This window comes from Streptomyces sp. GQ60 (assembly GCF_059758875.1).
On the sequence record NZ_JCAXEG010000010.1, the window covers coordinates 1 to 13,217 of the forward strand.

Below are 13,217 nucleotides of genomic sequence, written 5' to 3' on the forward strand. Positions count from 1 at the left end.
CGACTTCCCTCACCCCCTCACCCCCGCCCGGCCACGCCGCCTACTCCGTCCAGGACCCGCTCAGCACGCCCGTGTTCGCGACCACCGCCGCCGCGGAAGGCGCGCGGGCCTTCACCCAGAAGCGCTCCCCCGCCTGGGACGGGCCTCCGCCGTCCCGCTTCCTCTGATCGCCCTGGCCGACTCCGACCCGGCCCCTCGCTGCCATCCGAACCCTCCCGCCCCCCGCACCCCCCGTCGTACGCTGGTCTGATGCGAACTTCACCTCGAACTCCACGTCAGGCAGCGAGAATCGTCGTCCTCAACCCGGCTGGATCGGTGTTCCTGTTCCGCGAGAACAACGTGGAAGTCGGCGTCCACTGGCTGCCGCCCGGCGGTGGCATCGATCCCGGGGAGACGCCCGAGGAGTGCGTGCGGCGGGAGTTGCGGGAGGAGACGGGCTGGACGGACCTGGAGCCGGAGCGGCTGCTCTGCACCTGGGAGCACGACTTCACCCATCAGGGCATCCCCGTACGCCAGCACGAGCACATCTACGTGACCACCGGCCCGCACCGCGATCCGGTACCGGAGTACCCCGAGGCCCACTGGCGGTGGCTGTCCCCGCTGAACCTCGCCACCCTCGGCGAACCGCTGTGGCCCCCGCGCCTCGCCGAGCTGCTCGACGAGGCCCCCGCCGACCCCGTCCACCTGGGACTCCTCGCCTGATCAGCCGCCCGGCGGGCTGAGCGGCGGCTCACCGGCGGCCGGTCGCCCGTGCGTACAGCTCGGCCGCGTAGCCGGTCAGGATCGTGCTCGTCGAGACGTCGTCCGTTTCCCCGCCGGTCAGGACGCCGATGATCTTCCCGTCGCCGGCGATCCACGAGCTGCCGCTCGTGCCGCCCGGGAAGTCCGCGCAGTCGAAGCGCTGTTCCGTTGCGCTCAGCCGGACCGCGCGGGACAGGCAGGTGCGCGGGACCTTGCGGTCCGCCGGGTAGCCGGTCACCGTGACCTGCTCGTCCGTGCGGCCCGTGGTGTCCAGGACGGCGGCGCCGGTGACGTCCTCGATGTGGCGGCCCGAGGCGTCGGGAGCGAGGCGGGCGAAGGCGAGGTCGTAGTCGTCGTTCGCCCCGGCCGACCAGCGCGGATCCTCGAAGACCTCCGCGATCTTCCACGTACCGTACGGGGCTCGCCCGTCCGCGTATGCGGGTACGAAGGAGGCTCCGCCCCCGGCGGCCCGGCCGGCGAGCAGGCAGTGGCCGGCGGTGACGATCAGGTTCCGCCCGGGGCTGTGCACGACGGTCGCCGTACAGAAATGGGCACCGGTCACCTCGCCCTCGAACAGCGCCCCGGCGAAGGCCGCGGGCCCGCCCGGCGCGGGAGGCGACACCGCCGGTACGGGGGTCTGACCATCGGGCCGCTGAGCCTGCTCCGCTGATGATGAATCCGATACCGATACCGATACCGACGGCGACGGCGACGGCGACGGACGAGCAGGTGACGGCGTCACCGAAGGAGCCCCGTTCGCATGGACGGGGGCCTTGCCGTCATCGGCCGGCACCACCTTCGTCATGGCCGCGGACGCGCCCAGCGCCGCCACCGCGCACAGCACAGCGGTCACCACGGTCCGCTTGTCCATCGCAGGCAACCTCCCCGATTTGCTCCGGCGGAGCTTGCCCTGCCCGCGGCGACTGCCGCAAGGGCGGACGCGAGACCAGGCCCCGCCACCCTCAGCCTGCCCCAGCCCGGTCCGTCAGTCGGCTGTGCCGGGCGGGACGACCCATCGCACCGGCTGTCCGGTGACCTTGGCGATCATGTCGTAGTCGCCGTCGTAGTGCAGGACCGTGGCTCCATGCCGTTCGGCCGTCGCCGCGATGATCAGGTCCGGGAGCGAGAGCGCCTTCCAGTTGCCCGCTTCGATGAGCTGTCTCTGCACGGCCAAGGCCCGATCCCACGTCTCGTCGGGAGTGGGGAGCCAGTCGAAGGCGCCCATGCCTTTGCGGATCCGCTCCGCATCGGCCTTCGAGCGGGCGCTGTACATCACTTCCATTTCCACGGCTCCGCACACGGCAAGGACTCCCGCCACGTGGAGCGGAAAAACGACCTTGTGCACGGCCGGCTTGGGATAGCGCGCGAGAGCAGACTTGTCGATCAGGAAGCGCTCGCTCATGCCGCCCTGTCCTGAACGTGCTCAGCCTCCGCGAAGGCCTCCGCGGCCGGCTCGACCGGGCCCGTCAGGTCGGGCAGCCCACCCTCGGCGATCCAGTTCAGGAAGTCTTCCCGCTTGCGTCGGTTGACCACGTCCTGAAGGGCCGCGTTCACCGTCGCCACCTTCGTCTTCGTACCGAAGAGCTCGGCGGCCTCCGCCAGCAGGGCGTCATCGACGTCGATCACGGTTCTGGCCATCGTGAACCTCCTCAGCGAGGGGGCCGATCAGCCCCTGTCCACTTAAACGATATCAAGATCGACGTCAAGAGATATCGTTTCTGCAGTCAGCCCCGCCTTCCGGCCGCCCACAGGGCCGGTCCGCCCATCGACACCCATCGACACCCATCGACACTCACCGACGGACAGGACAGCCCCGCCCGGAGTGGTTCCGGGCGGGGCCATCCACGGGCGGGCGCGGCCCGCTACGCCCCGGGCCAGAGGCCCTCCGGGGTGAGGCTCAGGAGGTCGATCGCGTTGCCGCGGACGATGCGGTCCACCACGTCCGGGGCCAGGTGGCCCATCTGGGACTCGCCGACCTCCCGGGATTTGGGCCACGTGGAGTCGGAGTGGGGGTAGTCCGTCTCGTAGAGGACGTTGGCCACGCCGATGGAGTCCAGGTTCTTCAGTCCGAAGGCGTCGTCGAAGAAGCAGCCGAAGACGTGCTCCGCGAAGAGCTCCGACGGGGGGCGCAGCACCTTGTCGGCGACGCCGCCCCAGCCGCGGTTCTCCTCCCAGACCACGTTCGCGCGCTCCAGGATGTACGGGATCCAGCCGATCTGGCCCTCCGCGTACATGATCTTGAGGTTTGGGAAGCGCTCGAACTTCCCGCTCATCAGCCAGTCCACCATCGAGAAGCAGCAGTTGGCGAAGGTGATGGTGGAGCCGACGGCCGGCGGGGCGTCCGCCGAGGTGGACGGCATGCGCGAGGAGGAGCCGATGTGCATGGCGATGACCGTGCCGGTCTCGTTGCACGCCTCCAGGAAGGGGTCCCACTCGTCCGTGTGGATGGAGGGGAGCCCGAGGTGGGGCGGGATCTCCGAGAAGGCGACGGCCCGGACCCCGCGCGCCGCGTTGCGCCGGACCTCGGCGGCGGCGAGGCGGGCGTCCCAGAGCGGGATGAGGGTGAGCGGGATGAGGCGGCCGGCGGCGTCGGGGCCGCACCACTCCTCCACCATCCAGTCGTTGTACGCGCGCACGCCGAGCAGGCCGAGTTCGCGGTCCTTGGCCTCGGTGAAGGTCTGGCCGCAGAAGCGCGGGAAGGTCGGGAAGCAGAGGGCGGACTGGACGTGGTTGACGTCCATGTCGGCGAGCCGCTCGGGAACCGAGAAGGAGCCCGGGCGCATCTGCTCGTACGTGATGACTTCGAGCTTGATCTCGTCGCGGTCGTAGCCGACGGCCGTGTCGAGGCGGGTGAGGGGTCGGTGCAGGTCCTCGTACACCCACCAGTCGCCTATCGGGCCGTCGTCGCCCTTCGCTCCCATGACGGGGGCGAACTTGCCTCCGAGGAAGGTCATTTCCTTCAGCGGGGCGCGGACGACCCGGGGGCCGACGTCGTGGTACTTGGACGGGAGCCGGTCCCGCCAGACGTTGGGGGGCTCAACCGTGTGGTCGTCCACCGAGATGATCTTCGGGAAGGTCTCCATGCCCTCACGGTAGCGCCAATCTGACGAACCGTCAGCTAGTTGGGCGGTGCAGGATGCCCGATCCGCGCGGACCGGACACCGGATCCGCACGGACCGGGTGCCCGATCCGACGAACCAGGTGCCCGATCCGCGCGGACCAGGCCACGGATCCGTGAGGACCGGGCCCCGGATCCGTAAGGACTGGGTCCGTTACGGACTGACGTGTACGCGCAACACAGGGCAGACTGGCCCTTACACCTAGGGAAGGCAGGGGGGAGACCAGATGGACGGCACACCGGCCATCCCGCACCAGCGGAACCACCCCGAGTCCGGTGACACCGCCATTGCCACAGCCGCCGGGCCCGGAGTCGGAGTCGAAGCAGCGCCCGCCGCGGAAGCCAGAGCCGACGAAGCCGTCAACGGGACCCAGCCGCCCTCCGCCACCGGAGGCAACCGGTTCTCCGTGCTCGGGCCCATCCGGGCCTGGCGCGGCGGCGAGGCGCTGAGTACCGGGACCCCGCAGCAGCGGGCGCTGCTCGCCGTGCTCCTGCTCCGCGAGGGCCGTACCGCCACGGCACCCGAACTCATCGACGCCATCTGGGGCGAGGACCCGCCGCAGCAGGCCCTCGCCACCATCCGTACGTACGCCTCCCGCCTCCGCAAGATCCTCGAACCCGGGCTCCTCGTCAGCGAGTCCGGCGGCTACGCGATCCGCCTGCCCCACCCCGAGGCCCTGGACCTCGGCATCGCCCGGGCCCTCGCCGCCGACGCCGAGGCCGCGCGCGCCGGCAAGGCGAAGGACTCCGGGTCCGGCTCCGCCCCCCGCTCCGGCACCGCCAAGGGCGTCCCCGGGGCCCCCGGAACCCCCCGCACCCCCGCCGGCCAGGGCGAGCGCGCGCTCGCCCGTACGCTGCTGGCCCGCGCCCTGGACGTATGGGACGGCGAACCGCTGGCCGGCGTACCCGGGCCGCACGCCGACACCGAGCGCACCCGGCTCGCCGAGTGGCGCCTCCAACTGCTGGAAACCCGACTCGACTTGGACCTGGAGCTGGGCCACCACGCCGAGGCCGTCTCCGAGCTCACCGCCCTCACCGCCGCCCACCCCCTGCGGGAGCGGCTGCGCGAGCTGCTGATGCTCGCCCTCTACCGCAGCGGCCGCCAGGCCGAGGCCCTCGCCGTGTACGCCGACACCCGCCGGCTCCTCGCCGACGAACTCGGCGTCGACCCGCGCCCCGAACTCGCCGAGCTCCAGCAGCGCATCCTGCGGGCCGACTCCGAGCTCGCCCGCGCCGAGGACCCGGCACCGGCCGCCGCGCCCGTACACGTGAGGCCCGCCCAACTGCCCGCCACGGTCTCCGACTTCACCGGCCGCTCCAGTTTCGTCCGGGACCTCGGCGAGATCCTCACGGGCGCCGAGGGCCAGGTGATGGCGGTCTCCGCCCTCGCCGGCATCGGCGGCGTCGGCAAGACCACCCTCGCCGTGCACGTCGCGCACGCCGCCCGCCCGCACTTCCCCGACGGCCAGCTCTACGTCGACCTCCAGGGCACCGAAGCCCGCCCCGCCGAGCCCGAGGCCGTCCTCGGCTCCTTCCTGCGCGCCCTCGGGACCCCCGACTCCTCCATCCCCGACTCCCCCGCCGAACGGGCCGCCCTCTACCGCTCCACCCTCGACGGGCGCCGCGTCCTGGTCCTCCTCGACAACGCCCGCGACGCCGCCCAGGTCCGCCCGCTGCTGCCGGGCACCGCGGGCTGCGCCGCCCTCGTCACCAGCCGCGTCCGCATGGCCGGCCTGGCCGGCGCGCACCTCGTCGACCTCGACGTGATGAGCCCCGACGAGGCCCTCCAACTGTTCACCCGGATCGTCGGGGCCGAGCGGGTCGGCGCCGAGCGCCAGGCCGCACTCGACGTGGTCGGCGCCTGCGGGTTCCTGCCGCTCGCCATCCGCATCGCCGCCTCCCGGCTCGCCGCCCGCCGCACCTGGACCGTCTCCGTGCTCGCCGCCAAGCTCGCCGACGAGCGCCGCCGCCTGGACGAGCTCCAGGCCGGCGACCTCGCCGTCAAGGCCACCTTCGAGCTGGGCTACGGCCAGTTGGAGCCCGCCCAGCAGCGCGCGTTCCGCCTGCTGGGGCTGCCCGACGGGCCGGACATCTCCCTCGCGGCGGCAGCCGCCGTAATCGACCGGCCGGAGCACGACACGGAGGACCTGCTCGAAGCCTTAGTGGACTGTTCCCTCCTCGAATCGGCCGCGCCCGGCCGCTACCGCTTCCACGACCTCGTACGCCTCTACGCGCGTGCCTGCGCCGAGCGCGACGAGCAGCCGCCGAGCGCGCGCGACGCCGCCCTCGACCGGGTGCTGGACTTCTACCTGGCCACCGCCACCGGCGTGTACGGCCTGGAGCGGCCCGGCGACCGGCTCGTGGCCCACCTGTCGGCCACCCGCTACCCCGGACTCGTCTTCACCGAGCCGCATTCCGCCCAGGACTGGCTGTACGCCGAGGCCGACCCGCTGCTCGCCTGCGTACGGCAGGCCGCCGCGCGGCGCCCGGGCCGGGAGGACCTGCTGCGCCGGGCCGTGGACCTGCTGCTGGCGGCCAAGGACCTCGCGGAATCGGGCGCCAACTCCAAGCAGTACGAGTCGGCCGCGACCGCGCTGCGGGACGCCGCGCACGCCGCGCGGGACCCGTACTCCGAGGGCCGGGCCCGCACCACGCTGACCAACACCCACCTGGTCGCGGGCCGGTTCTCCGAGGCCGATGACGAAGCCCGCCAGGCCACCGTGCTGGCCCGCACCGCCGGGGACCCGCTGTCCCGCTGCTGGGCGCCCAACGACCGCGGAATCAGCGCCATTTACGAGGGGCGCTACGAGGACGGCGAACGGTACCTGCTGGAGGCCATCGACAACTTCCGGGCCGACTCCAACCACGTGGGCGAAGCGAGCGCCCTGTGCAACCTCTCGCGCATCCACGTGGAGCAGGGCCGCCTCGCCAGCGCCATAGAACTCGCCCAGCAGGGCATCGCCATCTACGACCGGATGGGACTCACCCTGCGCCTGGCCAACGGCCGCTACGCGCTGGGCATCGCCCTCACCAAGGCCGACCGGCTCTCCGAGGCGCACTCCCAGCTCAGCAAGGCGCTCACGCTGTTCCACGAGAACCGGCAGCCGCTGTGGGAGGGCGTGACGCACTTCCGCCTCGCCAAGGTCCACCTGGCCGCGCGCCGCCCGACGCTGGCCGCCTCCCACGCGGAACAGGCCATCGCGCTGCGGGGCATCGGCGGCGAGTGGCGCCGCGCCACGGTGCTGACCGTACTGGGCCGCGCACTGCGCCAGTTGGGGCAGCGGGACCGGGCGCGGGTGTGCTGGCGGGACGCCGAGGTGGTGTTCGCGCAGCTCGGGTCGCCGGAGCTGGGCGAGGTACGGGCGCTGCTGGCTGCGGAGATCGCCGCCTGAGGCCGCCTGCGGGGCCTTCGGGCCGCGCAGGGCTCCGCAGGGCCGCGCAGGGCTCCTCACGAACTGAACGGCACGTTCATCGTTCGTTTATCGCCTCCGGCCACGATGGGGTTCATCGACTCGGCGTGTCGGGGGGCAGACCGGGTCGGCTGGAGGACCACCCGTTCGGCGGTCCGCGGGGGAATCGCCGAACGGGCCCGACCCATCCATCAGGAGATCCGATGACGACGAACGACAACACTCTGCCGACCGCCGCCGACCTCGCGTCGCTCGACGACCCGGCCGTCCCGGCCACTGCGCCCAAGCCGGCCGACGACCTCACCTCGGGCACGCCGGCCAAGCCGCTCGACAACCACGTCTCCGGCGAGGACATCGTGTCGCTCGACAACCACGTGTCCGGGCCGCCGCGGCCGTAGGCCCACCAGAACGCGTACGACCCGGACGGGGGGCCCGGGGGGGGCCAGGGGGCCGGGTCGTACGGCACGGACGTACCACGGGGGACCGGGGGTCACGGGGGACCAACGGGGTGCACGGGGGGACGGCGGCCGCGGTGGCCAGGAGGGGGACCACCGCGGCCGCCGTACGTGCGCGTGCGGGTCGACCGCGCAGCGGAGCGGCCGGGGCTCTGGCCGCCCGGGGCCGAAGGGCCCGAAATGCGGCCCTCCCGCGCCCCCGCTGACTAGGCTGACCGTGTGTTCACCTCCCAGGGCCCGACCCTCCGCGAACTGGCCGTACAGGGCCTGTCCTCCATCGAGCGGGGCTACGACCTGCTGGCCCCCAAGTTCGACCGGACCCCCTTCCGCACCCCCGACCGGATGCTCGACGCGGTCGAGGAGACGCTCGCCCGCCACGAGGGCCCCTTCGGCGCCGGACTCGACGTCTGCTGCGGTACGGGCGCGGGCCTCGGCATGCTGCGGCGGCTGTGCCGGGGGCGGGTGACCGGGGTGGACCTGAGCGCGGGCATGCTCGCCGAGGCCCGGCTCGCCCACCCCGAGGAGCGGGTGGACCTCCTGCGGGCCGACGCGCGGGCCCTGCCCGCCGCGCTCGCAGACTCGTACGACCTGGCGGTCAGCTTCGGCGCCTTCGGCCACTTCCTCCCGTCCGAGCGCCCCGCGGTCTTCACCGGGGTCTACGGTGCCCTGCGCCCCGGCGGGGTCTTCGCCTTCCCGATCGGGGCCCCGATCGGCCCGAGCCGCCCGGCCTGGTGGGCCCTGTCGGGCTTCGACGCGGTGATGCGCGTGCGCAACGCGGTCTGGCGCCCCCCGTTCGTCATGTACTACCGCACCTTCCCCTTCGGCCCCGTCCGCACCGACCTCCGCGCGGCGGGCTTCACGGTGGAGACGCTCCCCCTGCACCACTTCGGCCGCCGGCCGGACGGAACGCCGAGCTGGCGGCTGGTCCTGGCGCGGCGGCCGGGCTGACTCCGCTGATGAGCAGCTGCCCGACGCGGTGCGGCTAGGTCACCGACTTCGCGACCGCCCTCGCCTCGCCCCCGCCGGGCCGGGCCGGGCCGGTGACGGCACGCCCGTCGGGTCGAACTCGGGTGGGAGCGTGGTCTTGCCGGGTCGCGGAGTTCGGCACGCCAACGTCCGGCTCACCGGGCGGTTCACGGTGGTGAGCAACGACCTCATCCAGCATCCCGACATGTCGGCGGTCGCGCGGATCCTGGGGATCTACACCGGTACACCCATCGGCATCAAGGACCTGGTCAAGCGGCTTCCGCTCGGGGAGCCTCTATCGCCAACGGGCGCGGGAACTGGTGGCGTTCGGATACTTGGACCGGTCTCTGGAGAGCCTGCCGGGCGGGCGGATCGTCACCCGTACGGTGTCCTACAACCACCCCCGGGCCGCCGTTGTCGTCGCCGCACGCCGTGGCCACGGTCGCGGCGTCCCTCCGGCGGGTCCCTCCGCAGGGCCCCCTCCGCCACCGCCGCCGGAGGTAGAGCCGGAGGCGGAAGTAGAGCCGGAGGCGGAGGTAGAGCCTGAGGCGGAGGCGCCCGTAGAGCCCGAGGCGGAGGCCTCGGCAGAGCACGCCACCGCGAGCACGCCCGAGGCGGAGTCCACGGCCGGGGACTCCGCCTCCGGCAGTCGGCTGCCTGCGCCCCGGGAGCGGGGCGACCCCGGGCGGCACCGGCTCGCCTGTGAGGTGCTCGCGGAGTTGCGGCGGGTCGATCCGCGGCTGCTGCTCGGGGAGCGGGACGTCCGGTACCTCGCGGGTGGCGTCGAGGCCTGGCTGGAGCGCGGGGCCGGGGTGGAGGCGCTGGTCAACGCGTTGTCCGCACGGCTGCCGGAAGGGCTGCGCAATCCGGCCGGGCTGATCGCCCACCGGCTCACGGCCCAGTTGCCACCGCCGCTGGTGCCGCTGGCCCGCGCGCCCGCCTTCGTAGCACCGGACCCCTTCGTGAACTGCACGAAGTGCGAGCTGGCGTACCGCAGCCCCGACGGGCCCGGGACCTGCAACGGCTGCAGCTCCTAGGCCCTCATCGGGCAGCGGCAGCGGCAGCGGCTGGGACCGTCAGCGCTGGAGGTCGATCGTGAAGCGCCTCTCGCCCGGAGCGATCGTGTCGGCGTGGATCGAGCCCCGAGCCCGGTCGTACTTGCCGGTGCCGCCGGTGATCGCGTTGTCGAACGAAGGGGGCGGGCCCGGGACGAGGTGGCCGAACACCATCCCCTGCACGGTGAGCTGTCCGCCCGGGAGGGTGTAGGTCACGACGCACGTCTCCGCTCCGCCGTTGTCGACCCGGGTGGTCGTGCAGGTTCCGCCGGTCTCGCCGACCTGGTTGCCGTCCTTGTCGAAGAGGAGCGAGCGGAAGACCGTCCGGTCGCCCTGGGCGGCGGCGCCGCCGGGATTGACGGGGAAGCGCGACTGCTCCGCGAGCTTGCCCGTGAGTGTGATGACCTTGTCCTTGCCCTTGTCACGGGCGGAATCGTCGTCCGTCGCGATGGCGGACGCGACCGGGGCGCAGGCGAGAAGGGCAGCCAGCGCGGTGGCCGTGCCGAGAAGGGTCGCTCTGATGGGGCGCATCGTGTGGCTCCTGAGGTTGAGGCTCACGGATGGTCAGATGACCCATTCATAGCCCCGGCTCCGCCGACACCCGGAGTGTCCCTGCGCGACCCACCAGCAGATCCGACCGATCGGACCAGCCCGGGGCCGGAGGCGGCCCGCGCACCGGCCCTCGGGCCGCGGAAGGGGAGGGGGCGGCTGAGGACGAGGTTGGTGGTGGTGCTGCCGAACTGGGCCAGGGCGTCGACCGTGTGCTCCAGCTGGGCCATCGAGGTCGCCGCCACCTTCAGGACGTAGCAGTCGTCCCCGGTGGTGCGCAGGCACTCCAGGATCTCCGGCCGCTCCGCGAGGAGCCGGTGCAGCGGCTCGTGGCGGGTTCCCGGGTACTTCAGGCGGACCACGGCCAGTGCCATGTATCCGGTGCGCTCCAGATCGACCTCCGCGCGGTAGCCGGTGATCACCTCGGCCGCCTCCAGGCGGCGTACCCGCTCCGTGGTCGCCGACGGGCTCAGGTTGACCCGGCGCGCCAGCTCCGTGAAGGCGATACGGCCGTCCTGCTGGAGCTCGTTCAGGATCGCCCAGTCCGTCGCGTCGAGATTCTCGGTCATCCGGCGAGATTACCGGGGGATCCACGGCCGAACCGGCTCTGAACAGGGAGGAATCCCTTCAGGCGGTACGGGCCCGCTGGCTAGGCTCGACGGTGTGAAGATCGGAGTCAACATCCTCAATTTCGGCCCGGGTACCGACCCCGGAGCCCTGCGTGACGCGGCCCTGACCGTCGAAGGCCTGGGCTTCGACCTGCTGATGCTCTCGGACCACATCGCCGTCACGCCCGATGTCGCCGAACGCTATCCCGCGCCCTTCTACGAGCCCTTCACCACCTTGTCCTGGCTCGCCGGCCTGACGAGCAGGATCCGGCTCGGCACGACCGTACTCATCGCCCCGTACCGGCACCCGCTGCTCACCGCCCGCATGGCGGCCAATCTGGACCAGCTCAGCGGCGGGCGGTTCGTCCTCGGGGTGGGGGTGGGCTGGGCGCGCCAGGAGTTCGCCGCCCTCGGGATCCCGTTCGAGCAGCGGGGACGGCTGACCGACGAGCACCTTCGGGCGGTGCGGGCCGCCTGGAAGGACACCGCCGACTACGGGACCCTACGGATCCCCGTCTGGGTCGGCGGCAACAGCGACGCGGGGCTGCGCCGGGCCGTGCGGCTCGGGGACGCGTGGCATCCGCTGCGCCCCACGCTGCCCTGGCTGCGCGAGGCCACCGGCAGGCTGGCCGCCTACGCGGACGAGCAGGGCCTGCCCGTGCCCGCGCTGGCGCCCCGCATCGCCCTCAAGGTCACCTCGGCTCCGGTCACGGGGCCGCAGCGGGCGGCCGGGGAGGGGACCATCGACCAGATCATGGACGATCTGGAGCAACTGCGGCTCCTGGGAGCCGAGTCCGTCGTACTCGACCACTACGGCGGCGACCCCGACGAGACGCGCCATCCGCAGAGGGGCCGACAGGCTCTCGCCACGGTGGCCGCGGGCCTCGGGCTCGCCGAGACCCGCGAAGACGGACGAGACAGCGGAACGGAGTCGTCATGAGTGTCACGACCGGGGACCACGCCCTCCTGCGGCGGGCCATCGCCCTCGCGGCCGAGGCCGGCGAGAGCGGCAACCCGCCGTTCGGATCGCTGCTGGCCGGGCCCGACGGAACGGTGCTGGCGGAGGAGCGCAACACGACCCTCACCGACCGGGACGTCACCGCGCACCCGGAGTTGAAGCTCGCACGGTGGGCCGCCCGGGAGCTGGACTCGGCCACCGCGGCCCGGACCACGATGTACACCAGCTGCGAGCCGTGCGGGATGTGCGAGCCGGTCATCCGGCAGGCGGGGCTGGGGCGGGTGGTGTTCGCACTGTCCGGCGAACAGCTCCTGGACGTCAGGCCGGCCAGCGGCCGGCCGTACCGGTGGACGGGCCCGCGCTGCACGCCGAGGTACGGGCCGCGGTGGAGCCGTACTACCGCTGAGCGTCCGCGGTGCCGCCGCTGGACCGCCGCCGGCCGTCCGGTCGCAGTACGGACATCACCATCAGCTCCGGGTCCTGGGACAGCAGTCCCGCCTGGAGCGAGCGCAGCGCCCGGCCCGGCTCCACTCCCAGTTCCGCGACGACCCGGGCGCGCTGGTCGGCGTAGACGGTCAGTGCCTCGTTGCCGCGGTCCGAGCGGTAGAGCGCGAGCATGAGCAGCCACAGGAAGCGTTCCCTCATGGGGTACTTGTGCACCGCGTAATGGAGGTAGGGCACGGCGTCGCGGTGCCCGCCCAGCTCCAGTTCCAGCTCGGCCCGCACCTCCATGTCCGCGAGGAACCGCTCGTGCCGGTAAAGCCGTTCGCGCTCCAGCATGGGCCCGTCGAGGCCCTCGGCGAGCGGGCCCGTGGACATCGTGCGCGCCTCTTCGAGCAGCCGGGCCGCCTCGTGGATCTCGCCCGCGCGCACCGCGGCGATACCGGCCGCCGCCAGCTTCTCGTACGTGTAGAGGTCCACCTCGCAGCCGGCCACGTCCAACCGGTAACCGCCGCCCGACCAGTCCAGGCCGACGCCCAGGGCGCGGAGTCCGGAGACGGACTTCTGGATCAGGTTCTTGGCGTACGCCGGGTACTCGCCGCCCCAGAGCGCCTCGATCAGCTGGTCCACGCCGGTCTCCAGGCCCGGCCTGAGCAACAGTACGGCCAGCAGCGCCTGTTGCTTGGGCGGGCCGAGCTCCAGCACCTGCTCCGCGCGCCGGACCCGGAGCGGGCCCAGCAGGCGGAAGCTCAGCCCCGACGGGCCCTGGCCCCCGCCGCCCTGGCCCTCGCTGTCCTGGCCCCCGCCACCCGGAAAGCCGCGCTCGCGCAGCAGCACACCCGACATCTTCCCTCCCCCATGTGAGCCTCTTCGCCCTTCGCCTTCGCCCTTCGCCTTGCGCCCTTCGTACAGACGC

At 72.8% G+C, this 13,217-nt stretch carries 12 protein-coding genes and 2 pseudogenes; 7 read left to right on the forward strand and 7 right to left on the reverse strand.

The window, feature by feature from the left end:
• Positions 1-249 precede the first annotated feature (249 nt).
• A complete protein-coding gene (locus AC6CKD_RS23820) occupies positions 250-702 on the forward strand; it encodes an NUDIX hydrolase (protein WP_498329737.1) in 453 nt (150 codons plus the stop codon).
• Between the two features lie 28 nt (positions 703-730).
• On the opposite strand, the gene AC6CKD_RS23825 is transcribed toward AC6CKD_RS23820, so the two are convergent.
• The 4 genes from AC6CKD_RS23825 to AC6CKD_RS23840 all read right to left on the reverse strand — a co-directional run bounded on the left by AC6CKD_RS23825 (position 731) and on the right by AC6CKD_RS23840 (position 3,824).
• Positions 731-1,363, reverse strand: coding sequence for a trypsin-like serine peptidase (locus AC6CKD_RS23825; RefSeq protein WP_498329739.1), 633 nt, complete (start codon positions 1,361-1,363; stop codon positions 731-733).
• Between the two features lie 363 nt (positions 1,364-1,726).
• Positions 1,727-2,143 carry a PIN domain nuclease gene (locus AC6CKD_RS23830; RefSeq protein WP_498329740.1) on the reverse strand — a complete coding sequence of 139 codons (417 nt, stop codon included), beginning with the start codon at positions 2,141-2,143 and terminating at the stop codon, positions 1,727-1,729.
• Positions 2,140-2,379 (reverse strand): type II toxin-antitoxin system VapB family antitoxin, encoded by a 240-nt coding sequence (locus tag AC6CKD_RS23835; protein ID WP_498329742.1) that lies wholly within the window; start codon positions 2,377-2,379, stop codon positions 2,140-2,142. The genes AC6CKD_RS23830 and AC6CKD_RS23835 overlap by 4 nt, the downstream gene beginning before the upstream one ends.
• A 224-nt stretch (positions 2,380-2,603) precedes the next feature.
• Positions 2,604-3,824 carry an amidohydrolase family protein gene (locus AC6CKD_RS23840; RefSeq protein ID WP_498329743.1) on the reverse strand — a complete coding sequence of 407 codons (1,221 nt, stop codon included), beginning with the start codon at positions 3,822-3,824 and terminating at the stop codon, positions 2,604-2,606.
• A gap of 262 nt (positions 3,825-4,086) precedes the next feature.
• Here AC6CKD_RS23840 and afsR point away from each other — a divergent pair, with 262 nt between their 5' ends.
• The 4 genes from afsR to AC6CKD_RS23860 all read left to right on the forward strand — a co-directional run bounded on the left by afsR (position 4,087) and on the right by AC6CKD_RS23860 (position 9,727).
• Positions 4,087-7,251 (forward strand): SARP-family global regulator AfsR, encoded by a 3,165-nt coding sequence (afsR, locus tag AC6CKD_RS23845; RefSeq protein WP_498329745.1) that lies wholly within the window; start codon positions 4,087-4,089, stop codon positions 7,249-7,251.
• A 221-nt stretch (positions 7,252-7,472) separates the two neighbouring features.
• Positions 7,473-7,667: a hypothetical protein gene (locus AC6CKD_RS23850; protein WP_478689740.1), complete on the forward strand. Its 195-nt coding sequence runs from the start codon at positions 7,473-7,475 to the stop codon at positions 7,665-7,667.
• 276 nt (positions 7,668-7,943) lie between these two features.
• Positions 7,944-8,672: a class I SAM-dependent methyltransferase gene (locus AC6CKD_RS23855; protein ID WP_498329747.1), complete on the forward strand. Its 729-nt coding sequence runs from the start codon at positions 7,944-7,946 to the stop codon at positions 8,670-8,672.
• A 353-nt stretch (positions 8,673-9,025) separates the two neighbouring features.
• Positions 9,026-9,727: a helix-turn-helix domain-containing protein gene (locus AC6CKD_RS23860; protein ID WP_498329748.1), complete on the forward strand. Its 702-nt coding sequence runs from the start codon at positions 9,026-9,028 to the stop codon at positions 9,725-9,727.
• Positions 9,728-9,766: 39 nt separating this feature from the next.
• On the opposite strand, the gene AC6CKD_RS23865 is transcribed toward AC6CKD_RS23860, so the two are convergent.
• Both AC6CKD_RS23865 and AC6CKD_RS23870 read right to left on the reverse strand, forming a co-directional pair.
• A complete protein-coding gene (locus tag AC6CKD_RS23865; RefSeq protein ID WP_498329749.1) occupies positions 9,767-10,276 on the reverse strand; it encodes an allene oxide cyclase barrel-like domain-containing protein in 510 nt (169 codons plus the stop codon).
• 152 nt (positions 10,277-10,428) lie between these two features.
• Positions 10,429-10,863: pseudogene (locus tag AC6CKD_RS23870) on the reverse strand (Lrp/AsnC family transcriptional regulator); the annotation flags it as partial.
• 94 nt (positions 10,864-10,957) lie between these two features.
• On the opposite strand from AC6CKD_RS23870, the gene AC6CKD_RS23875 reads away from it, so the two are divergent.
• Together AC6CKD_RS23875 and AC6CKD_RS23880 are read left to right on the forward strand one after the other, a co-directional pair.
• On the forward strand, positions 10,958-11,842 hold the full coding sequence (locus AC6CKD_RS23875; protein WP_498329751.1) for an LLM class flavin-dependent oxidoreductase: 885 nt from the start codon (positions 10,958-10,960) through the stop codon (positions 11,840-11,842).
• Positions 11,839-12,266 (forward strand): annotated as a pseudogene (locus tag AC6CKD_RS23880) (nucleoside deaminase). Before AC6CKD_RS23875 ends, AC6CKD_RS23880 begins: the two are co-directional and overlap by 4 nt.
• Here AC6CKD_RS23880 and AC6CKD_RS23885 read toward each other — a convergent pair.
• The gene (locus AC6CKD_RS23885) at positions 12,257-13,147 is read right to left on the reverse strand and encodes an AfsR/SARP family transcriptional regulator (protein WP_498329753.1); all 891 of its coding nucleotides are present in this window, start codon (positions 13,145-13,147) and stop codon (positions 12,257-12,259) included. The pseudogene AC6CKD_RS23880 and the gene AC6CKD_RS23885 sit on opposite strands and share 10 nt — an antisense overlap.
• Positions 13,148-13,217 lie beyond the last annotated feature (70 nt).

Excerpts from the sequence above, each read along its gene's own strand:
- AC6CKD_RS23820 (WP_498329737.1), top strand. The coding sequence starts at position 250 with ATGCGAACTTCACCTCGAACTCCACGTCAGGCAGCGAGAATCGTCGTC.
- AC6CKD_RS23830 (WP_498329740.1), bottom strand. The coding sequence starts at position 2,143 with ATGAGCGAGCGCTTCCTGATCGACAAGTCTGCTCTCGCGCGCTATCCC.
- AC6CKD_RS23835 (WP_498329742.1), bottom strand. The coding sequence starts at position 2,379 with ATGGCCAGAACCGTGATCGACGTCGATGACGCCCTGCTGGCGGAGGCC.
- AC6CKD_RS23840 (WP_498329743.1), bottom strand. The coding sequence starts at position 3,824 with ATGGAGACCTTCCCGAAGATCATCTCGGTGGACGACCACACGGTTGAG.
- afsR (WP_498329745.1), top strand. The coding sequence starts at position 4,087 with ATGGACGGCACACCGGCCATCCCGCACCAGCGGAACCACCCCGAGTCC.
- AC6CKD_RS23850 (WP_478689740.1), top strand. The coding sequence starts at position 7,473 with ATGACGACGAACGACAACACTCTGCCGACCGCCGCCGACCTCGCGTCG.
- AC6CKD_RS23865 (WP_498329749.1), bottom strand. The coding sequence starts at position 10,276 with ATGCGCCCCATCAGAGCGACCCTTCTCGGCACGGCCACCGCGCTGGCT.
- AC6CKD_RS23885 (WP_498329753.1), bottom strand. The coding sequence starts at position 13,147 with ATGTCGGGTGTGCTGCTGCGCGAGCGCGGCTTTCCGGGTGGCGGGGGC.